The organism is Shewanella halifaxensis HAW-EB4 (genome assembly GCF_000019185.1).
Classification (GTDB): Bacteria; Pseudomonadota; Gammaproteobacteria; order Enterobacterales; family Shewanellaceae; genus Shewanella; species Shewanella halifaxensis.
The window spans coordinates 3,001,227-3,024,059 of record NC_010334.1; the positions used below are offsets into that span (position 1 = coordinate 3,001,227).

A 22,833-nucleotide genomic window follows, 5' to 3' on the forward strand; every position below is an offset into this window, starting at 1 on the left:
CACGTTATGTCTATTATAAAAACTGCGGTTAATCGACCGGTAACAGTATGGATGTTTATGTTTGCGGTCATTCTTTTCGGCATGGTGGGTTTCTCCCGCCTTGCGGTAAAGCTTTTACCGGACTTGAGCTATCCGACCATCACTATTCGTACTCAATATGTGGGTGCGGCCCCCGTTGAAGTTGAGCAGTTAGTCTCTAAACCTATCGAGGAAGCGGCGGGTATTGTAAAGGGGCTTAGAAAAATCAGCTCAATTTCTCGCTCAGGCATGTCAGATGTCGTACTTGAGTTTGAATGGGGCACCGACATGGATATGGCAAGCCTCGATGTGCGAGAAAAGCTCGACACCATCGAATTGCCACTAGATGTTAAAAAGCCACTATTACTGCGCTTTAACCCCAACTTAGATCCCATCGTTCGTTTAGCCCTATCGGTGCCTGAGACCAGTGAGAGTACGACTGAAGGCATGAGTGAAACCGAGCTCAAGCAGATGCGAACCTATGCCGAGGAGGAGCTTAAACGTCAACTTGAGTCTCTAACAGGCGTTGCTGCAGTAAGGCTTTCCGGCGGTCTGCAGCAAGAGGTACATATTCAGTTAAACCAGCAAAAACTGACTCAGCTTAATTTAAGTGCCGATCTTATCCGTAACCGTATCGCCGAAGAAAACATTAATTTGTCTGCAGGTAAGGTGATCCAAGGTGACAAAGAATACTTAGTCCGTACCCTGAATCAGTTCAATTCTCTGGAGGAGCTGGGCCAGATAGTGATCTATCGTGATGAGCAAACTTTGGTGCGTCTGTTTGAAGTGGCTCAAATTGTCGATGCCCATAAAGAACGTAATGACATCACGCGAATAGGTGATAAAGAGTCTATCGAGCTGGCGATCTACAAAGAAGGCGATGCCAATACCGTTGCTGTGGCTCAAAAAGTCACGAATGAGCTTAATAAACTCAATAAACATAATGCCAAAGCTGAACTTAAAGTCATTTACGATCAATCGGAATTTATCGAAAGTGCGGTTAATGAGGTGACTACTGCCGCCTTGATTGGTAGCTTGCTATCAATGCTGGTCATCTACCTGTTCCTTAGGGATATTGTGCCGACGCTTATTATCTCTATCTCTATTCCGTTCTCGGTCATCGCCACCTTTAACATGATGTACTTTGCCGATATCAGCCTTAACATCATGTCACTTGGAGGAATAGCCTTAGCCGTTGGTCTCTTGGTCGATAACGCCATCGTGGTGCTAGAAAATATCGACCGCTGTAAGTCGCTGGGTATGAATCGATTAGACGCCGCCGTGACAGGAACCAAGGAGGTCGCCGGCGCTATCTTTGCCTCAACGCTCACCACACTTGCGGTATTTGTGCCTCTCGTGTTTGTCGATGGCGTCGCAGGAGCATTGTTTTCAGACCAAGCATTAACCGTGACCTTCGCCCTCCTCGCTTCATTGCTTGTGGCATTAACCACTATCCCAATGCTTGCCTCTCGCGAAGGCTTTAAGGCACTGCCACCTTTGCTTGAAAAAACGGCAAAACCCAAGCCTGAAACCAAGATGGCCAAACTCAAGCATTACAGTGCCACCGTATTCTCATTTCCTTTTGTATTGTTATTTAACTACCTGCCAAGCGCACTGTTAACCTTAGTGCTGATTATTGGTCGTAGCCTGTCTTGGTTAACGGGTCTAGTGATGCGTCCCATTAGCGGCGCCTTTAATTGGGGCTATCACAAGTTGGAGCGCTTCTATCATAAACTGTTAGCGGCGGCACTTAAGTTTAAAGTACTGACGTTATCGATTGCGATTGCGGTGACCGCAGGGGCTGGGCTATTAATACCACGCCTTGGCATGGAGCTTATTCCGCCAATGAACCAAGGCGAATTCTACGTAGAGGTTTTACTGCCACCCGGAACTGAAGTCACTCAAACCGATAGAGTACTGCGTACCCTCGCGCTGTCGATTAAAGATCGCAGCGATGTAAAGCACGCTTATAGCCAGGCCGGTAGCGGCGGCTTGATGACATCAGACACCTCGCGAGGCGGTGAAAACTGGGGGCGTTTACAGGTGGTTCTTCAGAATCACAACGCCTTCGATGCGGTAGCCGATAAGCTACGTTCCACTGCGATGCGCATTCCAGAACTTGAAGCCAAAATGCAGCATCCTGAACTATTTAGCTTTAAGACGCCGCTTGAGATTGAGCTCGTCGGTTACGATTTAGGTCAGCTTAAGCAAACCGCCGACAACTTAGTCGATGCATTGTCTGACTCAGATCGCTTCGCCGATATCAATACCAGCCTAAGAGATGGTCAACCAGAGCTAAGTATTCGCTTCGATCATGAGCGCTTAGCCGCTCTTGGTATGGATGCACCAACAGTTGCCAATCGTATCGCTCAGCGCATAGGCGGCACCATTGCAAGTCAATACACGGTTCGCGACCGTAAGATTGATATCTTAGTTCGCAGTGAGCTCGATGAGCGTAATCAAATTAGTGATATCGACTCGATGATCATTAACCCAAATAGTAGCCATCCAATATCACTCAGTGCGGTGGCAGACGTGAGTTTAAAGCTCGGTCCATCGGCGATTAACCGTATTAGCCAGCAACGCGTGGCAATTGTGTCTGCAAACTTGGCATACGGTGATCTGAATGATGCCGTACTCAACGCCCGCGATATTTTGTCAGCGCAAACTCTGCCGACCTCAATTCAAGCCCGCTTCGGTGGTCAAAACGAGGAGATGGAGCACTCCTTTAAGTCACTACAAATTGCCTTAGTACTTGCAGTGTTCCTCGTGTATCTAGTGATGGCCAGCCAGTTTGAATCCTTGCTGCATCCTCTACTTATCTTAATTGCCGTGCCTATGGCGGTCGGTGGCAGTATCTTAGGCCTGTTCATCACCCAAACACACCTAAGCGTGGTGGTATTTATCGGCCTCATCATGCTGGCAGGAATCGTGGTGAACAACGCCATTGTATTAGTCGATAGAATTAACCAACTTCGTCAAGACGGCGAAGAGAAAATCACCGCTATCTCAAATGCGGCGAAATCTCGTCTACGCCCGATTATCATGACCACCATGACCACAGCGCTTGGCCTATCCCCTATGGCTCTAGGCCTCGGCGACGGTAGTGAAGTCAGAGCCCCAATGGCGATAACCGTCATATTCGGGCTGTCATTATCTACTTTGCTAACACTGGTGGTGATCCCAGTACTTTATGCCCTCTTTGATAGAAAAGAATTTGATAAAAATATCAGTGAAACCTCTTTAATCAACAAGCCAACTCTTGAAGGAGGCCAAGCATGAATATCACCCGCTTTGCCTTAGCAAGACCCGTTACCACCACCATGTTCTTTGTGGCAATACTACTATTTGGCCTCGCCTCGAGTAGATTATTGCCACTAGAGATGTTTCCTGGCATCGATATTCCTCAGGTGATTGTAGAGGTGCCCTATAAGGGCTCAACACCTGCAGAGGTGGAGCGTGACATTACCAACGTATTGGAGGAGTCGCTAGCCACTATGGGCGGCATCGAGGAGCTGCGTTCGAGTTCCTCGCAAAATGGCGCCGAAATCGATTTAAGGATGAAGTGGGGTCAAAACGTTGCCACCAAAAGCCTAGAAGCACGAGAGAAAATCGATGCGGTGCGCCACTTGCTACCTAAGGATGTGGAGCGAGTATTCATCCGCCAATTCAGCACCGCTGATATGCCAGTGCTCAATTTACGAATTTCAAGCGACCGTGAGCTTTCAAGCGCTTTTGATTTGCTAGATAAACAGCTCAAAAAGCCGCTTGAGCGTGTGGAAGGTGTATCGCAAGTCACCCTTTATGGCGTAGAGCAAAAACAGATAGAGATCCGCATTAATGCAGACAAGCTTTCTGCCAGCAATATTTCAGTGCAATCGCTAAACAGACGACTGCAACAAGAAAACTTTGTCATCAATGCGGGTGTGCTAAAAACTGACTCCCGTGTCTATCAAGTATCACCCAAGGGCGAATTTAGAAATCTAGATGATATTACCGCATTAGTGTTAGCACCTGGGATCACCTTAGGTGATATCGCTAATGTCAGTTTTTCACTGCCAGAACGATTAGATGGCCGTCACTTAGATCAAAACTACGCCGTTGGCTTAGATGTGTTTAAGGAGTCTGGGGCCAATCTTGTCGATGTTTCACAGCGGGTGATGAAGGTCATTAATGAGGCTAAGCGTGACTCACAGTTTGAAGGCATCAAACTGTTTGTTATGGAAGATCAGGCTTACGGCGTGACCTCGTCCCTACGCGACTTGCTCACAGCCGGACTAATTGGTGCCCTGCTCTCGTTTGTGGTCTTATATCTGTTCCTTCGGGATCTGAAGATGACCCTAGTGATCGTCTCATCAGTACCTATTGCCATCTGTATGACTCTGGCCGCCATGTACTTTTTAGGTTATAGCCTTAATATCTTATCGATGATGGGGCTACTGCTAGCCGTCGGTATGCTAATTGATAATGCCGTGGTGGTCACCGAAAGTGTGCTGCAGCAGAAACAGGCTCAAATAGCAGATGGCTCAGCACAAGAAGCGGGAGTGGCCAAGATAAACAGCAGCGCCATTCTTCGCGGCGTCGATAAAGTCTCGCTTGCCGTGCTTGCTGGCACATTAACGACGGCAATTGTCTTCTTGCCAAACATATTTGGTGTAAAAGTCGAGCTGACCATCTTCTTAGAACATGTGGCCATCGCCATCTGTATCTCCCTTGCCGCCTCTTTGTTGGTAGCTAAGACCCTATTGCCGTTAATGCTCAGTAGGATGAGCTTTAGCCAAAAGAAGGCGCCTAAAAAGAGTCACCTTCAAGCGAGATACCAAACTAGCCTCAACTGGATATTGGCGCACCCGCGTATTTCAGGTGTACTAGCCATGGTTATTCTAGCTTCGACGGCGCTACCACTGAGTATGGTGAAGCAAGATCAGTCCGACGGTGAGGGGAATAATCGTTTATACATTAACTATCAAGTTGAGGGCCGCCACAGCTTAGATGTCACCGAAGCGATGATCACTAAGATGGAAACCTACCTTTATGCCAATAAGGACGAGTTCCAAATTGATTCGGTATACAGTTATTTTGCTGCCGATAGAGGTCAATCGACGCTTATTTTAAAAGAAGATACCGAAGTCGATATGAAGGCGCTTAAGAAAACCATACGCGAAGGCTTCCCCAAATTTGCCATCGCTAAGCCGCAATTTGGTTGGGGTGGGGAAAACAATGGGGTACGGGTGTCGCTTACCGGACGCTCGACTACAGAGTTAATTCACCTTAGTGAGCAAGTGATCCCTCTGCTGAGCAATATCGATGGCCTTACCGATGTACGCTCAGAGCTAAACGGTGCGCAGCAAGAGGTAGTCATTCGTATCGACCGTCAGATGGCAGCCAGACTGGACTTAAAACTCAATGAAGTCGCATCAAGTATCTCTATGGCCCTTAGAGGTACACCTCTGCGTTCATTCCGTCACGATCCTAGCGGCGAACTGCGTATCGAGATGGCGTATGAGCAGCAATGGCGATTATCGCTTGAGAAGTTAAAGCAACTGCCAGTGATCAGGATTGATAACCGCGTTTATACCTTAGACAGCTTGGCCAAAATCGAAATTTTGCCAAGGTTTGACACCATTAGGCATTACGACAGACAAACGGCGCTTTCAATTGGGGCGAACTTAGATGAGCTGACAACAGAGGAAGCACAGGAGAAAATCACCCAAGTGATGGACAGCGTTAACTTCCCTGCGGGTTACGGTTACTCATTACGAGGCGGCTTTCAAAAGCAAGATGAAGATGAAGCGGTAATGGCAACCAATATGATATTGGCCATTGCGATGATCTATATCGTCATGGCGGCCCTATTTGAGTCACTACTATTACCAACGGCAATTATCACCTCGATTCTGTTCTCTATTACCGGCGTGTTTTGGGCACTGCTGTTTACCGGCACACCGATGTCGATTATGGCGATGATAGGTATTTTGATTTTGATGGGAATTGTCGTCAATAACGGCATTGTATTGGTGGATCAAATCAATCAACTTTCACCTGAGCTTGATGAGCTATCAGACACTATCAGTGCAGTGTGTTATACCCGATTGCGCCCAGTGCTGATGACTGTAGGCACTACGGTACTTGGTCTAGTGCCACTCGCAATGGGAGACACTCAACTAGGAGGCGGCGGCCCGTCGTATTCACCGATGGCGATTGCGATTATCGGTGGACTCACCTTCTCAACGGTCACCAGCCTATATTTGGTGCCTCTATGTTATCAAGCGCTCTATAGAATGCGTCACCGCAGCGCAATTCGCCTCGGGCAAGCAGACAGTTTCTCAAGAAAGTTGTTACCTTGGATGAGTTAATGGGACTGAACACTTAAATAAACTAACGCTTAAATTAAGACCAAAAAGGCTGTTAACTCAGCCTTTTTTACACATTACTTTTAGATCACAAAACAATATGTTTAATATAAGGTTTGACTTTGTTGATGTTAAATAAGATGTTAAATGCCACTATTTAGCATAAGGAAATGCATTTAATGCCAAGGATTTACAATAAAATACTCTTTAGTTCGCTGCTAAGCTCACTACTCATCACTCTGCCCTCTTATAGCGAAACCTCATCTGATGCGGTCATTTTCAACTACAAACCCAATTGTATTGAAAAAGAATTAGGATCAATTAGCCTAAAAACAGAAGATGTAGACTCTCTAACTCAGGAGGACGTTACCCAAGATAGATCTTTGTCAATTGCCCTAGAGCAGCTTCGCCACATCGCCACGAAGAAGGGCGCCGATGCGTTAATCATTACCCATGTTAATTATCACATTACCAAATATACCGAAAAATTTCGGGAGGCATCGAATGTCGATGCCAAACACAATAGACTCAATACACAGGTTCAAGCACAAGCTTACAAAATGTGTACAAGCGATAAGTCACTATCTAAAGAGGCTGCGCCCTATAACGCCGAGGGCTACATCGTTCACAGTTTCTCCTATGAGTATACGATCAACTTAGATGACTCAAACTCTCTATCGCCTTTCAAACTTTCTAGACAGATTATCTTGCCACCAGCAAATATCTCAATAGCGAAAGGGGTTTACGGCATTAAGCTCGGTGCGAGTATCAAGGAAACGCTTGAAAAACTCGGCCCCGCAAGTATTGAACTCATGCTTGAAGATAAACAAATAATTATGGGTTACGGAAGAAACCTATGGTTCATCTTTAGCAAAGGCAAGCTCAGTATGGTCACGTCTAAGTTGCATATGCTAAACGGCGCAGGACTAAACGCTATCGGTTTTAGAGAAGGCTTTGATGATACTCGCTGGAAAATAGAAGACGTATCGCTTCAAAATGACGACATGAAACACGTACAGTTAACACTGTCATCAAGCATGACTCAAAAGAGCGATAACCAGCTTATCATCGAGGAAAATCAACAACACCTACTCCTCGATTTTGACAAATTTCATCCTGAAAAAGCGTCCAGCTCCAAGCAACTGTTAACCCATTTCACCCTGACACCTATCAATAAGTCTCTGGATATGAGTGAGCGCCCTAACCTAACAAGCAGTCAACAAGAGTGGTTATTCGAACGCTTAGCGCCACAAAATGGACAAACACTCACTTTAGATGAGCTTAAAAACCATATTCCGTTTGCTAATAAACTCAATATTGCCAACGACGATAATGTTTGGTGGTTAGTCAGCAACAATATTTTGCTCAGGTTTAATGACCAGCAGCTTGAGAAAGTAAAATTGAGTGACTCTCTATTTTACAATACTAGTGATAACACCTTTATTAGCACGATTAACGCGCTGAAACTCCCTCTCGAAAAACAAGGCATGCTAGCGCATTTTAATGATGCAATTGATAACTTTGAGCAGGTCGATATCGAGAGAGAGCATTTCAGCATTCTGGCAAAATATGAGTCCTATGACGATAACGCCGCACTCTATGAGTTAGATATATTTTATTATTAACCAATACCCACATATTTCCCTTAGCCCCTCTGGGATCTGTTCCACTTATGAAACAGTTTAACTAACTGAAAAAATTCAAGATAAATTCAACCTACTGATCCCTGTTACACTTTCATCGCCAAGAGGGATATAACTAATTGAATAATAAGAAATAAATGATTGGCACTATATATGTATCTAATCTAGGTGAATATTACGATAAATGAGGTATCAATTATGAGTATTCACAGTAAACCTCGTTTCTCATTCTTACCTATGTTTGCAGCACTTGTTCTTGCAGGCCTGCCAATGGCAGCTAATGCGCTATCGGGTGCAATTTTCACCACTACAGAAGATGGCGGCATAGTCAATGAGAATGTGAGGTATGGCAGTAAACTCGAAGTTTACCTTGATGGTGGGCCAAGGATGAATGCGCCAGCATTCGCTGCAGCGCTACCTGACGGTAATTACTATTTCCAAGTTACCGATCCCAGTGGTAAAGATCTTCTCTCAAGAGACCACATCAGTTGCCGTGAGATTAAAGTCGAAAATGGCGTCATTACTGAGTACCCAGGTGCCGGTGGAATAAACTATGTGAAAGATAAAGGCGCATGGCAGGCCGTTTCCTGTACGCAGTACCCCACAAACGGTAACAAAACCATGGCGGTTCACGAGTTTAACTCCGACATCGATCACGGCGGCGATCCCCTCTATGCCATGGTCATCCAGCTCTATCCCTATGATGACACTCCCAACAAAGGTGGGGTCTATAAGGCGTGGGTTACCCCTGTCGGTGACTATGAACCTATCAATCAGTTCGACAACACTGGAGGCATGGGAGCAACAAACCAACCTAACCAAGAAGGTTATCAAGCGGGAAACTTCCACGGCTTTATTCCACGCTTCGCCAAAACCGATAACTTTAAAGTGAAGGAGAAAAAACCTCAGTACGGTATTATCGCTTTGCGTAACTACCACGATGCCAACTTAAACTGTCGTTTAGACCTAGGTGAAAAATTTATCTGGCAATGGCAATATGGTATCGAGGATGGCTTAAATGTCCGTAATGACGATAACACCAATGATGAGTCCAGTGGCGATCCAACCACGATTTTACTTAAAGAGGCTCTAGGACAGCTCAATGATATTTGGTCTTTGGACCACTTCAGATGGACTGAACATCAAGACAAAAACCTCAATAGTCAGTATTTCACGACTTCAGGTTATGTTCATGACTACCAAGCGTTTAGCTCACTCAATACCGGCCCTGAGGATCCTAACCTTTGGGATGGCGATGACGCCAATGATTTTATTCAGCGCTTCGTGATGGAGATGCCTTGTCCCGATCTGTTTGATGACGGTCTAGCACCACATACCAGTAATGAGTTCTCTGACTTTACACCCGCAGCCTTAGGCGTTGAGCCTCTAGTGGATAGCGACCCACAAATCACTATCACCTTAAGTCAGGTGGGCTTTGCTAATATTAAGGTCAAGAAAATCTTTGATACTAACAATAACGGTATCCAAGATGGCAATGAAGTTGGGCTAGCCAACTGGCCAGTTCGATTAAAGTACGCCCCAAGTTTACTGGAATCTAACGGTGGACCCGTTCCCGATACGATTAGTAGTACGGTTAATGCCGATGTGTATGCAGAGGTTGTCGCACGCTTTGGACTCACCGCAGATCCGCTCCTAGAGAATGGTTACGCAAACCGCATGACCGATGTCAACGGTGAAATGACCTTTAGCGTACTGTTACCTAATGGCTATGGTGATGCGCCATTGACTCAGTATCCATCTGACTTCTATCAGGTAGAAGAGGCCACAGCGCAAGGTTGGATGGCGACATCAAGTATTACAATCGACTTTGATGTGCGATCCGAGGCCAGCGGCCCAGATGGTCGACACCCTCCTATCATGGGTAACGCTTATCAAGACAATAGCAACACCCTTTTAGGTGACGTGGTATTTACCAATATCTGCTTCAACGAAGCGAGTTTCGGTACTAAAGGTTATTGGCATAACAAGAATGGCTTAGGCGAAATGGAAACCGCTTTTGTCACAAGTTATATCAATAGCTTAGATCCTTATGACAGCGAAACCAGCTATTTTGGCAAAGGCGATGAGCCATTTGATGGCATGTTCACCAATGGTACTTTGGTCGATACTGCTTACAAAAATGACTCCATCACAGATGGGATCTCAGCAGGTGCGGGTACCGTCAAAGCCGAGGTGTCCCACTTCTTAATTGATGGTAATGGCGGCGGCGATCCACGAGAGCAGCTCGCTCAGCAATTGCTGGCATTTCTGTTCAATATTGAGTATCGCCTAGGTGGTGATGCCGTGTTAATGATGCCTGGCGGAGGCACTATGTCTACCGCAGATATCGTTGCAGCAGCAATCAGCGCGTGGCAAGGTACAGATGCCGCAGCGCAAAATCACTACAAGACCTTGTTAGATACCTTTAACAACATGAAAGTTGCCGATGGTAACGGTGTTAAGTACGTACCAAGCGATCCTAGTCAGTGCCCTGCACTGCCCGTCGCATACTAGTACCACCTAAGCTCAGGGATGAGCTTCACTTTCTACCTATCTCCAACTCTGGGGAGCAAAGAGCAAGATCCGATTCAAAGCCAATATCGACACTCATAGTGACAATATTTTGCCAAACGTCAATAACTCGGCATTTTTAGCTGCCTATCGGCTTGCGTTCCGTCAAATCCTACCTAAAATTTATACATCGATAGTTCGCCATTGAGGGCACTGACACAGAGTTTCTCTAAGGGAGAACCGTGAACAAATTCCAAAAGAAAAAACCCATTGCTTGTAGAGAGATCCTTGTGCTTGACCTTACTGGTGAGTTTTTTTTCTGTGCAAAAGAGCGCAAACCGTTTCGTTGGCACTGCATCCTTGCCGATACCCTCGCGAGTGCAAATAAAGCAGTGCAAGATTATAATTTTTTCGTTGCCATTGCAGTGCTATCTAAAAAAACTCAGCATCGGGTGCTCAACAGCGTCAATGAGATAAACCAGCGTCAACAGAACATTATTTGGATAGCGGTTTTAATCGATATCGATGCGGTAGATGCAGCACTCATATCACGCCTACCCTACTATTTTACCGACTACCACCATCTTCCCATCGACTGGGACCACCTCAACCAAACATTGGGTCATGCTTATGGCATGGCAATCTTGAAGCAAAAGGAGCAAGGAGGTTGCCGTCATCTTGGTCAGAAAACACCGTTTTTGGGTGACTCTCATTTGATCAATAAACTAAGAAGTAACATTACCAAGGTTGCCGCATCGGACGAGGCAGTATTGATCAGCGGTGAAACAGGCACGGGGAAAGGCCTATGTGCTCGTCTTATCCATAGCCAGTCAGCCCGAAAAAGAGGCCCTTTCATCACCATCAACTGTGGCGCCCTGCCACAAAGCTTGATCCATTCTGAGCTATTTGGTCACGAAAAAGGCGCCTTTACTGGCGCAGATAAACAATACATAGGCCATATAGAGAGAGCCAATAAAGGCACACTATTTCTAGATGAAATAGGTGATCTTACGTTAGAGTCTCAAGTGAACCTGTTACAATTTCTCGAAGAGCATATCATCGAGCGTCTCGGTGGCAATAAAACCATCAACATTGATTGCCGGATCATCTTCGCCTCTCATATTAATCTTGAAACCGCTGTCGAAGAGGGGCGATTTCGTGAAGATCTCTATTATCGCATCAATATACTGCACCTACACGCGCCGAGTCTTAGAGAGCATAAAGAAGATATTTTACTGCTCGCGAATGAGTACCTTAATCTGTTCAGTCCCGAATATCAAAAGTATACCCTTTCCCCCAAAGCGCTGGATATCATGCTCGCTTATGAATGGCCAGGCAATGTAAGAGAGCTCAAGAACCGCATACATCGCGGCATTATCATGGCAAATAGCGATCAATTAAGCGCAGCGGATTTAGGCATAAAAATCACCAATATTAAGCCGGATGAAAACGATGTGGTTGATCTTGCTCAGCACAGAGTGGTGATCGATACCGAGCTGCTACTCGATGCCATCAAGCGTAATAACCACAATATCTCTGCTGCGGCGCGTGAGCTCAAGATCTCCAGAACCACCTTTTACCGTCTGATTAAGAAATGCAAAATTAAACTCTAGTGATGGCTATTCGAGTCCATTTGAATAGCCGAGGATCCCCACAATGTTAAGATATAAACGACTACCGCTGGCGTTATTACTGACTCCCTTGTTACTTACTGGCTGCCAGCCGCAAAATAACGCCGAATTGCAAAAGGAGATGGCATCACTCAAGCAGGAAATCACGCAGCTGAAAAAAGAGATGAGTACGATTGGAGGTCAAGTTAACGATATTCATACCATTGCGATGCGATCTCAAAAGCCGCAATATAAAACCTTACCGACACAGTCTAACTACGGTGAAGATGGTAAATTACCTTTACAGGGCGATGCCACAGCTCAGCTAGCCATTATCGAGTTTTCAGACTACCAGTGCCCTTACTGTAAACGTTTTATCGATCAAACATTCACTAAGCTAAAATCCAATTATATCGATACTGGCAAGGTGCAATATCTCACCCGCGACTTTCCGCTGAACTTTCACCCTAAGGCCAAAGGCGCCGCGATTGCCGCAAACTGCAGTCTGCAACAAGACGCATACTGGCCAATGCGTGATTCACTGTTCAAGAATATGAAGCAACTCGATGATGAGCTGTACCAACAAATCGCCAGCAATCTCTCATTAGATATGACCAAGTTTAACGCCTGCCTTGCAGATGAGCAGATGCTCAATAAGGTGCAGCAAGATGTTGCCTATGGCTCCTCTCTAGGGATCAGAGGCACACCTAGCTTTGTGATTGGTAGAGTCGAGAACGGTCAATTAATCTCACCCAAGCTGATTGTCGGTGCCCAGAGTTATCAAACTTTCGCGCGATTACTCGATGAGCTACTCGCCAATCCCAAAAAAGTAACTAGCAAACAGTAAAATCCGTGAATATATCACGACTCTATACTGTTCCAGCTTAAAACGATTAATACCAGTATTGGGCCACGGTCCATTATTGGTATTAGCTCCTTACTGGTAATAACCTCTTACTATTAACAGACCCTCTAAATTAAGCAAAGGCTTTATATACTCATCTTTAAATACCTTTCTTACCATGCTCTATCCCCCCCTTACTTGCTTGCCCCAAGTAAACTACGTGAGCTAACGATTTAGACTGAATGAAGTGCTAAGCACTATTTTAGTTCTGCTTTTTCATTGCTAAACACACTTATTCTCAGGCACGGAGCGCTGAATTCACAAGAGAACTGCACCAAGTGTAACAAGCGTTACAGCCTCAACTTGAACACTATAAAAAAATAACCCCCAAACAAACAATTAGTTAGATGGGCGACCTAAATATTTCTGTTTCACCTCTGAAACATCTCATTCCAACCAAGAGAGCCGAAAACAAAGATTACCCTTTGTATTCAAATGGATACAGCTATGGCTTAGGGTTTGCTTACTCTCTTAGCATAAGTTTGAATTTGCCCTCACTGAAGTAAATTGCTAGCGATCTTTTCAGTCAGGTAATCAGTCTTATCGGCAAACTGCCGACAGTGACGTGACCATGGGGCCACGTCAAATTTTGACACACAGCAAGTAAAGATTTTATTAGTAAAAATTGACAAAAACTAAGCACGTTTTATCCATATTCACTTATTAAGATGGTAAATATTATGAAACGAATCAAATGCAAAAAGCTTATTCGCGCGTTAGGTATTGCGCTTATAAGCTCGACCACCCTCTATGGTGTGACGAGCCTGTCAACGGCAGATGCCGCAGCCTACGACTGGCTCGGCATGAGCGAAGATCCGACTAAATTTTGTATGGCTGACGCCTACTTGATGAAAGACGGTAATAAGCTCGCTCAAAATGCACTTAATTGTACCGCTAATGACGTCGAAATCACTAGAGTCACACCTATCGACCCAAACGCCGAGTGTAACTTAGGTGACGTGTTCACCTTCAATGCCGATGTAACGGTACGAACTAATGCGAATGAGCGTTGGGATACCACTTTCTATCTACCTTTAACAGAAGCCAGCCCTCAAGTTGTACAAGGTGCAGGCCTTCGTAACTGTAGCATGATCTTACCTATACCCGGTGACAGCCCTGAAACCGCCGATGTCCAATTAGACGGCGACCAATGTGGTGATATCACCAAAGCTTTAGGTCCAGATGAGTATGTGCTCACCAATGAGCCTATCACCATGTTATGTGCCGATGCCGATGGTAATAATCAGGCTGACTTCACCTACTGTGCGGCGTGGGATAATATCGAAAGAGATAATTGTACCTATGAAGAAGACCCTTACGCGGGTCAGGTCCCTAACAACAAATCTAAGTGTAATTGTGACACCTTTAATATCGATGTCTTTATTAAGCCTAAACCCCCTGTTGTGACTAAAACACTCACTAGCGTCTCAACTCGTAGTGAGCCTGGTGGCACCTTTAGCTATACCGTTAGCTTTACTAACCCTAATGCCCAAACCTCTCTGTTTATCACATCATTAAGTGATGAAATTGATATTGGTGCAGAAGGTGGGTTTGATACTTCAATCAATCTTTGGGGTTCACCTGTCACAGCCAATCCAAACGTTGATGGGCTGTACCTAACAGCAACTAACTGTTCAATGCCTGCTAACGGCGGTGAAATTCTGCCTAGTGCCACATACAGTTGTGCCTTTACAGTACATATTGTCGACCGGGACCTGCCCAATGATCAGAGCCCTGAGCTTTATGATGACTTAATTAAGCTAGCACTGATAGATAAGAATGGTGATGCCGTTGTTAACGGCGATAGCTGCTCTGCAATTTCAAGCATTGCCGGCGATCATTGTAGTAACGAGGTCCGAGTGCAGATCACCAACCTGCCACCCGCGATTACCGTGACCAAGACGACAGATAAAACGTTTGTATTGGAACCTGGTGCAAATGTTGAGTTTACCGTTACGGTCAAAAATGATGCGGCATTCTGGGATTCTCCACTCACGTTAACCGTGTTAAATGACACCGACTTTGGCGATCTTCTTGCCGATGAATGCTCTGCAATCTCCAAGACTATTGCCTTAGGTGGGACTTATACTTGTAAGTTCACCAAATTTATTGCTGGTGATGCTGGCGATAAGCACTCCAATACAGTGTCCGCTACAGCGATCGATGATGAGCATGATAAGGCGACAGGTAACGATTCTGCCATGGTCGATATCCGTGACGTACCATCGTCAATCACTCTGATTAAGACTGCAAATCCAACAGAAGTATTAGAAACCGGTGACGATCCAACTAACTACAGCAACGTTAGCTATAACTTTGAATTTAAAGTCGATGCTGCAGGTGTGGATGACGTGAGCTTCACCACTCTAACAGATAATATGTTTGGTAGCCTAACTGGTGAGTGTACAGTAGATAGTAAAAACGGTAACCCTATCGCTGATACAGCACTTAACGGTTTTGTATTACAACCTGGCGAGTACGCAAGCTGTGATATCACCAAGGGATTACAAGGTAATGCAGGTGATACTCATGTCAATATTGCCACCATTAGAGGTGTCGATGAAGACGGTCAGGATGTCGATGCATCCAATGATGCGACAGTAACCTTTACACCGCAGGCTCCAGATACCGATATGGCATTCGCAACCAGTATGCTAGTGGTGTTAGAGCTAACTAATGCCGGTGTCGAGAATGTGACCTTAACTGAACTCACAGTGAAGGGTGTAACAGTTGCCCATAATAATCCACACGCAGAGTTTACCGTCCTCAATGCTGCCAGTGGGGAACATGCAGGTGTTGCATACTCTCCTTGTGCCATAGGTACGGTACTTGGCTATAGCGGTTCAGGTAGTGAACACTATACCTGTGCCTTTACGATTGAGCTCAAGCCGGGTGTGGAAAACACAGACCCAATCACCTTCCTATCTGCAGGAGTCGACGGTATCGTCGCTGTGGTAGAGGATGATGAAGGTACGCCGATTGTCAATGGCGTAGCTGTTGAAGTTAATACCGTTGAGTAAATAACAGGACTCAACAATTAACAGTACTATTATTAACAGTACTATTATTAACAGTACTTATATTAACAGTACTTATATTAACAGTACTTAGCCTTGAAATGACAAGAGGGCGACGGTTAATACCGTCGCCCTCTTTATACCGATTGATATTATATATCACAATCTAGGATGATGAACTTAATAGCAAAACCAGAACAAAGGTTATTTTTTCCCGTTACCATGGCCGTTTCCGCCGCCACCGCCAGAGCTTGCTAGACTCAAACTAACAGAGGCGGTTGCCGTCTTATCGCCATCGCTGATGGTATAGCTAAAACTGTCACTACTCTTAAAGCTCTTTGCTGGTGAATATATCACTTGACCACTGCCATTAACCTGTACACTTCCCTTTGCCCCCTGACTCACTGAAACAATCGTTAGCTCATCATTCTCTGCATCCCAGTCATTGGCTAGCACATCGATAACCACAGATGTCTTTGAAGACATCGTCACACTATCACTGACCGCCACGGGAGCCGTATTAGCAGCCGACTTAACCGTATAGCTCACACTAGCTTTACCTAAATATTCAGTTGCACTCGCATTCTGAGCATTAAGGCCAATATTAAATGATCCAGCCTCGGCCTCAGTATCCGATGTAATGTTAATATCCACAACGGTACTGGCTCCAGGCGCCAAAGTCACCCGTGCCTGGCTTGCACTCCACCCTGTTGGCACATCGGCAAATAGAGTAAATACAGCCTCTGAACACGCCTCACTATCTTGGCTAGTCACAGTTGCACTATAACTCACTTGAGTACCCGCTGTGACTTCCGCCCCTTGAGGGTTAGATACCACAATAATTGGCGCGGCTAATGTACACGTTGGTAGCGGCTTTGCGACCGTATAACTTGCGTTATCGTTGCCAATATAGCGATTATCTAGGTGATTTTGTGCACTCATATCGAAATCATAGGTGCCATCTTGTGCGACAGTCGATGATTCGACATTCAAACTAATATTGCGACTCTCACCGGGTGCGAGACTCACCCCAAGGCTGTCAGCTCTCCAACCAGCTGGAACATTTGCTGTCACATCAAAATCACTACTTGCACAACTGCTGCTATCTTGACTGGTGATGGTTCCGCGATAGGTTGCAATCTCTCCCGGAGCCAGTTCACCACTGTTATCGACCGACAACACAAATCTTGGACTTGCCATTACGCAGGCTTCAATAGGTGAGTCAACAACATAGCTGACTATGCCAGTCTTAGCGTACTCGCTGTCACTACGGTCAACCGCCGTTATGGCGATATCGTAGAAACCATCGCGAGTAGTTTCAGCCGAACTCACATTCAAGCTCACCGTACCACTCGCCCCTGGCGCTAAGCTGAGACTATTTTGTGTCACTACCCAACCACTGGGCACAACAGCAGATACGTTATAATCAGATGTTGCACAGCCTGTACTGTCATTATTGGTTACCGAGGCACTATAGGCCACAAGCGTTCCCGCCTCTACCCAAGCACTTTCATTAGGCAGCAATGACAAACTCGGATTTGCCTTGACGCAGCTTAGGCCCGAATAGCTAACACTGACGCTGGCGCCCGAAGCATCGGCCCACTCAGTGGTAATGGTTACGCCAGCATCAGGATCGGTGTAACTCGTCCCCGCCAACAAAGCGGCATCATCAAAATCATAAATACCACTATTAGGCGTCATATCAATGAGCAGATTACTCTGCATATCGTTTTCTGTCGCTAGATGTAATACCACACCATCGGTAATACCATTTTTACCCGCAAGAAAATCATCGAAACCTATCGCCTGACGATACTCAAGGTAATACCACAGCGGCAACCCTGTATCGGCATCGGTACCACGTCGCACCTTTAGTCCCTTGGCATTACCAGCAGGCACTGTTTCATAGGGCTCAAGCAGGTAGCTACCATCATTTTCAGCAGTAACAATCCCTCCAGCAGCTGGTGTTATCCAACCAAGTTGCTGCTTGCTAAACGCATTGAAATGACCCGTTACTTCTGATTTACCCATAATATCCATGGTGTCGCCATACTCAAATGACATACAACGACCCGTTAATACGCCCTCAGAGCAGTCATAATCCTTAGCATGATATAGCCCCAAATTATGTCCCATTTCATGGCCAACGGTACGCAATGTCATTGAGCCGTTGATAAAGGCACGCGATGGGCTTCCGCCAATCGTCCCCTGACCAGTCCAACCACAATCTGAATTCTCTGGATAGATATACACCCAGCGATCATAGCCAGAAACGTCGACACCACTATCGACAACCGCCTGACGGCCATAGTTATCGATATCGTTAGTTCTACATGTTGCATCGATAGGCAGCGTAAAATAACCCTGCACATCGCCACTTAACCAAGTCTGACCGTAAGATGCTTCTTGGTAATAGTCGTTGACCGTACCAAAGACGAGCTCCTGCGCCTCTTCTTTAGTCCAAGGCTGACGGGTGTTGTTTTGAAAGTTAACCAGAATAACCAGTGTGCGCTGCTCACCAATAGTATTAGGTAAACTAGATGCCGAAACGCTCGTTATATTAGTGGCAGCGAGAAGCTGCAAACTATCGCCATCATCGTTAAGCACTAACGCACTAGATTCAACTTGCTCAGCACTGTCCCCTTTAAACATCCAGCCTTTAGCCTTAATTTGAACGCCAGTTTTCAGTTGCTCAAACTTTGCCCCTTTAGGAAGGTGCAACTCTACCGAGCCATTATCAGTTATTAACGTGTGACGTAGCTGGCTGTGACTACCGTCCTCATAATCAACATATGACAGTTCCAGCTCACCAGTAAGCTCACGCTTTTGAGTCAGCATGGCCAAAACTTCTTTTGGCATACCCGCTCTAGCTGCTTCAGGGAGTACTGCACGAACGGCCGCTTGAGGATTGGTTTTAACCAAATCGTTGAGCAATTGCTGACGGGCTGTAGTATGAGCGATTAATTCTTGCTTAAGCTGCTGCTTGTTTGATTTACTCGCTTGACGAAACTCAGCCATACGACTGGCAAGCTGCAAGGTCTGATCTTCAACCCGTTGCTTATGAGGATTTGATCCCTTCTTTTGAGTATCACCTTGAGCATAACTATGAGCATTAGATGTGGGTGCAGCAGTTGAAGCAACTGAAAAAGTGAAAGCTGAAAAGGTCAACAATGTAGTGGCCGATAGCTTCAAAATTGTGGCAGCCGAACGCGCTGCCAATTTGACATTTTTGTTGTTCAAATATCATTACCCCTAAGAGTCGAACGTACTTATTTAAACCTGCCTAACGACAGATTTCTCATTTTGGTATTATCGGTATGAAAATCAATAAATAATCATAAAGCAAAGGGCACAAACCCTTGCTAGCTCTAGGTTTGACCAGAGCAACCTGGCGGCATACTACCAAAGCGCCAGGTTAAATTACAAACAAGAATTGATCATTTTTTGATCGATCGCGTGTTTTTTAACCAACTATACGCCTAAGTAATTGATAAGCGACATTCGTTCAAAAAAGAAGCTTGATGGCGAGAGTTTATACGAGGATTTACTTAGGCTTTTATGAGACTTGAGTTTTAATGAAAGTAGCTCTAATGCAGCGATTATCCCCAACCCTATAATAAAATAGGATAAAGCTCAATTTTAGAGTTTAGAGTTTAGAGTTTAGAGTTTAGAGTTTAGAGTTTAGAGTTTAGAGTTTAGATATTAGTTTTTAGCTATCTAATGTAAAAAAGCGCCATAGAGGCGCTTTTTAAGGATTGCTAAACTTACTCGATTAAGGGCTCAGCTTTGTTCTCTAATAGCACTGGAATACCATCATTAATCGGATAAACGAGTCTATCTGCTTTACAGATCAACTGTTGCGCTTCTTTATTGTATTCAAGCTTGCCTTTGCACACTGGACACGCAACAATTTCGAGTAATTTTTTATCAAATGCCATTTAGAATACCTTTACTTATCTGCTACTAACCGATCGATTTTAGCGAGTAGTTGTTGATCAAACGAGGCGGATAGCTTCGCATCTACTGCGAGATACCACCAGTTATCTTTTGCGAAATCGCGACATTTCACCGCATCTTTTTCAGTCATGACCAACATGCGACCGCTTGCCAGTTCATTGAGCACTGACTCACTGTATGCACTATGATCGTCAAATGTTTGAGTATGCTCCACTTGATACCCCTGCTGCGCTAATGTATCGAAGAAACGCTGTGGATTGCCAATCCCCGCCATCGCCACCAGCGGCGAATCTTTACTTGGAGGCTCTCCAGCATTATGTTTAGTCGACACGGGTAGCCATGCTGATGGCTGCAATGTCATCTGCACTTCTCCTTGCAACGCCTTACCACCATTAACGATGACATGGTCAACGTTTTGTAAACGCCAAGGTCCTTCGCGCAGTGGCCCCGCAGGCAACAACATACCATTACCTAAACGGCGCTCACCATCGAGTATGACCAGCTCGATATCTCGGGCGAGTTGGTAATGCTGCAGTCCATCATCACTAATAATAATATCGACATCAAACTCAGATAGCAGCAGATTAGCAGCATCGATACGTTTCGCCCCCACGAGCATAGGCACTTGAGTTCGTGCCACGATCATCGCAGGCTCATCGCCAACGCTATCGGCGCGATCTCCAGACAAAACGGCTCTGACGCCATCAATCTCGACACCATAGCCACGACTAATGACTCCTGGCTTTAAACCGTGCTTTCTTAATAACTCAATCAGGTAGATAACCGTTGGTGTTTTACCGCTGCCGCCAACGGTAATGTTTCCCACAATAATCACGGGAACTGGCAATTTAGCCGCTTTTTTGAGCCCTAAACTAAAAAGTACACGTCTTAGCCAAGTGACAAAGCCAAATAGTAGAGACAGAGGCCATAACGCAAACCTAAGCGGATGGCCTTGATACCATAATTTATTAACCCAAGATTGCATCTAGCTACCAAACTGCATCTGATACAGGTTGGCGTAAACGCCACCCTTAGCAAGCAAGGATACATGAGTGCCACGCTCTACAATCTGTCCCTGATCAACCACAAGAATTTGATCGGCGCTTTCAATGGTCGACAAACGGTGGGCAATCACGATAGAGGTTCGGTTTTGACGTAGGTTATCAAGCCCTTGCTGAATCGCCTTTTCTGACTCAGTATCAAGTGCAGAGGTTGCTTCATCAAGTATAAGCACGGGCGAGTTACGTAGTATTGCTCGTGCAATGGCAATTCGCTGTCTTTGCCCACCAGAGAGCATCACGCCATTCTCACCAATTTGGGTATCTAACCCTTCAGGCATAGGCTCGATAAACTCCATAGCATGAGCGAGTGTCGCCGCTTCGATGATCTGCTCTTTAGTCGCCACGCCTGGGTAAGCATAAGCGATGTTATTAGCGATGCTGTCATTAAACAGCGTCACTTGCTGTGACACTAACGCAACTTGGCTTCGCAGCGACTTCAGTTTGTAATCATTGATATTGTGACCATCAAGCGTAATTTCACCCGCCTTAAGACCGGTGTAGAAGCGAGTGATTAAGCTTGCGATGGTCGACTTACCAGAGCCTGAACGTCCCACTAAGGCCAAGGTTTGCCCTTGCTCAACTTTAAAGTCGATGCCATTAAGTGCCAGTTTCTCGTGGCCTGGATAACTAAAGTCCACGTTGTTAAAGGCCAGCTCACCTTTAACACGGTCAACTTCCAACGTTCCCGTATCACTTTCTGGCTCTGTATCGAGTAACTCAAATACCGTGGTACAGGCGGCAATACCGCGCTGAAATTCTGCGTTAACACGGGTGAGGTTTTTAATCGGCTGTAGCATGGCAAGCATGGCACCTAATATGGTGGCAAAAGTACCCGCTGTTAGCTCAGCTTTCATGCTTTCGATACTTGCGGCATATAAAACAAATGCCAATGCAAATGAGCCAATAATCATCACGACTGGCTGACTAATCGCTTGCGCCGTAGCCAGTTTCATTGTTTGATAACGATTTTGATCGTTCACTTTAGCAAAGCGCTGGGCTTCTGTTTCTTGTCCGCCAAAAGACAATACGTTCTTATGGCCTTTGATCATCTGCTCAGTCGCAGCCGTCACACCACCCATTGCGGTTTGGATCTGCTTAGAGACTTTTCTAAAGCGGCGGCTGACGACAGTAATCACCACACCGATAATGGGGCCTACAACCAAGATAACCAAAGACAATTTCCAAGAGAAATAGAACATGATTGCAATCATGCCGACAACAGTAATACTGTCACGAACGATAGTGATAAGCGCACTGCCCGACGCGCGCGCGATCTGCTCTGTGTCATAGGTGACACGAGAGATAAGGTTACCAGTGTTTTCTTTATCTATGTAGCTCACAGGTAGAGTCAGGTAATGCTCAAACACCTCTTGGCGCATATCCATGATCACCCGCGCACTCATGTAGGATATACAGTAAGTCGATAGGAAGTTTGCCAGACCGCGAAGCGAGAATAGTCCGATAACCACAAACGGTGCCATCAATAGGACATCACTCGATGAGTTGAAACCACCGCTCGTGCCTAAGTCTAAACTACTTATGCCACCAGCAGCTTGAGCCGCCTGTCCAGCTTGACCGCCGAAGCCTTCATCGATGAAAGGTTTAATCACCGCAATAAAAGTGGCATCGACAAGGGCGTACATTGCAAGGCCAATGATGGCAAAAGCTAACACTGTTTTAAGAGGCTTTAAATAGCCTAACAGGCGCTTAAATACAGTCCAGACTTCATTTTTAGGAGATGTTGTCATTGAGAGATTAA

General features: G+C 45.6%; 11 protein-coding genes. 7 read left to right on the top strand and 4 right to left on the bottom strand.

The window, feature by feature from the left end:
- Positions 1-6: 6 nt before the first annotated feature.
- From SHAL_RS12985 to SHAL_RS13015, 7 genes are all read left to right on the top strand, one after another.
- Positions 7-3,300 (top strand): efflux RND transporter permease subunit, encoded by a 3,294-nt coding sequence (locus SHAL_RS12985; RefSeq protein ID WP_012277581.1) that lies wholly within the window; start codon positions 7-9, stop codon positions 3,298-3,300.
- Positions 3,297-6,374, top strand: coding sequence for an efflux RND transporter permease subunit (locus SHAL_RS12990; protein WP_012277582.1), 3,078 nt, complete (start codon positions 3,297-3,299; stop codon positions 6,372-6,374). Before SHAL_RS12985 ends, SHAL_RS12990 begins: the two co-directional genes overlap by 4 nt.
- Before the next feature lie 176 nt (positions 6,375-6,550).
- Positions 6,551-7,996, top strand: coding sequence for a hypothetical protein (locus SHAL_RS12995; protein WP_012277583.1), 1,446 nt, complete (start codon positions 6,551-6,553; stop codon positions 7,994-7,996).
- A 216-nt stretch (positions 7,997-8,212) separates the two neighbouring features.
- Complete coding sequence (locus SHAL_RS13000) at positions 8,213-10,528, top strand: hypothetical protein (RefSeq protein WP_012277584.1); 2,316 nt, start codon at positions 8,213-8,215, stop codon at positions 10,526-10,528.
- A 239-nt stretch (positions 10,529-10,767) separates the two neighbouring features.
- The gene (locus tag SHAL_RS13005; RefSeq protein ID WP_012277585.1) at positions 10,768-12,138 is read left to right on the top strand and encodes a sigma-54 dependent transcriptional regulator; all 1,371 of its coding nucleotides are present in this window, start codon (positions 10,768-10,770) and stop codon (positions 12,136-12,138) included.
- A gap of 43 nt (positions 12,139-12,181) precedes the next feature.
- Positions 12,182-12,982 (top strand): DsbA family protein, encoded by an 801-nt coding sequence (locus tag SHAL_RS13010; RefSeq protein WP_012277586.1) that lies wholly within the window; start codon positions 12,182-12,184, stop codon positions 12,980-12,982.
- Positions 12,983-13,719: 737 nt separating this feature from the next.
- Complete coding sequence (locus SHAL_RS13015) at positions 13,720-16,059, top strand: hypothetical protein (protein ID WP_150102093.1); 2,340 nt, start codon at positions 13,720-13,722, stop codon at positions 16,057-16,059.
- A 201-nt stretch (positions 16,060-16,260) separates the two neighbouring features.
- Here the strand turns inward: SHAL_RS13015 and SHAL_RS13020 are convergent, their stop codons facing one another.
- The 4 genes from SHAL_RS13020 to msbA all read right to left on the bottom strand — a co-directional run bounded on the left by SHAL_RS13020 (position 16,261) and on the right by msbA (position 22,822).
- Entirely contained in the window at positions 16,261-19,296 is a 3,036-nt protein-coding gene (locus tag SHAL_RS13020) for an Ig-like domain-containing protein (protein WP_012277588.1), read from the bottom strand.
- A gap of 524 nt (positions 19,297-19,820) precedes the next feature.
- Entirely contained in the window at positions 19,821-19,994 is a 174-nt protein-coding gene (locus SHAL_RS22650) for a Trm112 family protein (protein WP_012277589.1), read from the bottom strand.
- Positions 19,995-20,005: 11 nt separating this feature from the next.
- Positions 20,006-20,998, bottom strand: a complete 993-nt coding sequence (lpxK, locus tag SHAL_RS13025) for a tetraacyldisaccharide 4'-kinase (protein ID WP_012277590.1) — start codon at positions 20,996-20,998, stop codon at positions 20,006-20,008.
- A complete protein-coding gene (msbA, locus tag SHAL_RS13030) occupies positions 20,999-22,822 on the bottom strand; it encodes a lipid A export permease/ATP-binding protein MsbA (protein ID WP_012277591.1) in 1,824 nt (607 codons plus the stop codon).
- Positions 22,823-22,833 lie beyond the last annotated feature (11 nt).

What these genes read in the sequence shown, in the direction of transcription:
- msbA (WP_012277591.1), bottom strand. Translation starts at nt 22,822, where the DNA reads ATGACAACATCTCCTAAAAATGAAGTCTGGACTGTATTTAAGCGCCTG.
- SHAL_RS12990 (WP_012277582.1), top strand. Translation starts at nt 3,297, where the DNA reads ATGAATATCACCCGCTTTGCCTTAGCAAGACCCGTTACCACCACCATG.
- SHAL_RS13000 (WP_012277584.1), top strand. Translation starts at nt 8,213, where the DNA reads ATGAGTATTCACAGTAAACCTCGTTTCTCATTCTTACCTATGTTTGCA.
- SHAL_RS22650 (WP_012277589.1), bottom strand. Translation starts at nt 19,994, where the DNA reads ATGGCATTTGATAAAAAATTACTCGAAATTGTTGCGTGTCCAGTGTGC.
- SHAL_RS12995 (WP_012277583.1), top strand. Translation starts at nt 6,551, where the DNA reads ATGCCAAGGATTTACAATAAAATACTCTTTAGTTCGCTGCTAAGCTCA.
- lpxK (WP_012277590.1), bottom strand. Translation starts at nt 20,998, where the DNA reads ATGCAATCTTGGGTTAATAAATTATGGTATCAAGGCCATCCGCTTAGG.
- SHAL_RS13010 (WP_012277586.1), top strand. Translation starts at nt 12,182, where the DNA reads ATGTTAAGATATAAACGACTACCGCTGGCGTTATTACTGACTCCCTTG.
- SHAL_RS13015 (WP_150102093.1), top strand. Translation starts at nt 13,720, where the DNA reads ATGAAACGAATCAAATGCAAAAAGCTTATTCGCGCGTTAGGTATTGCG.
- SHAL_RS12985 (WP_012277581.1), top strand. Translation starts at nt 7, where the DNA reads ATGTCTATTATAAAAACTGCGGTTAATCGACCGGTAACAGTATGGATG.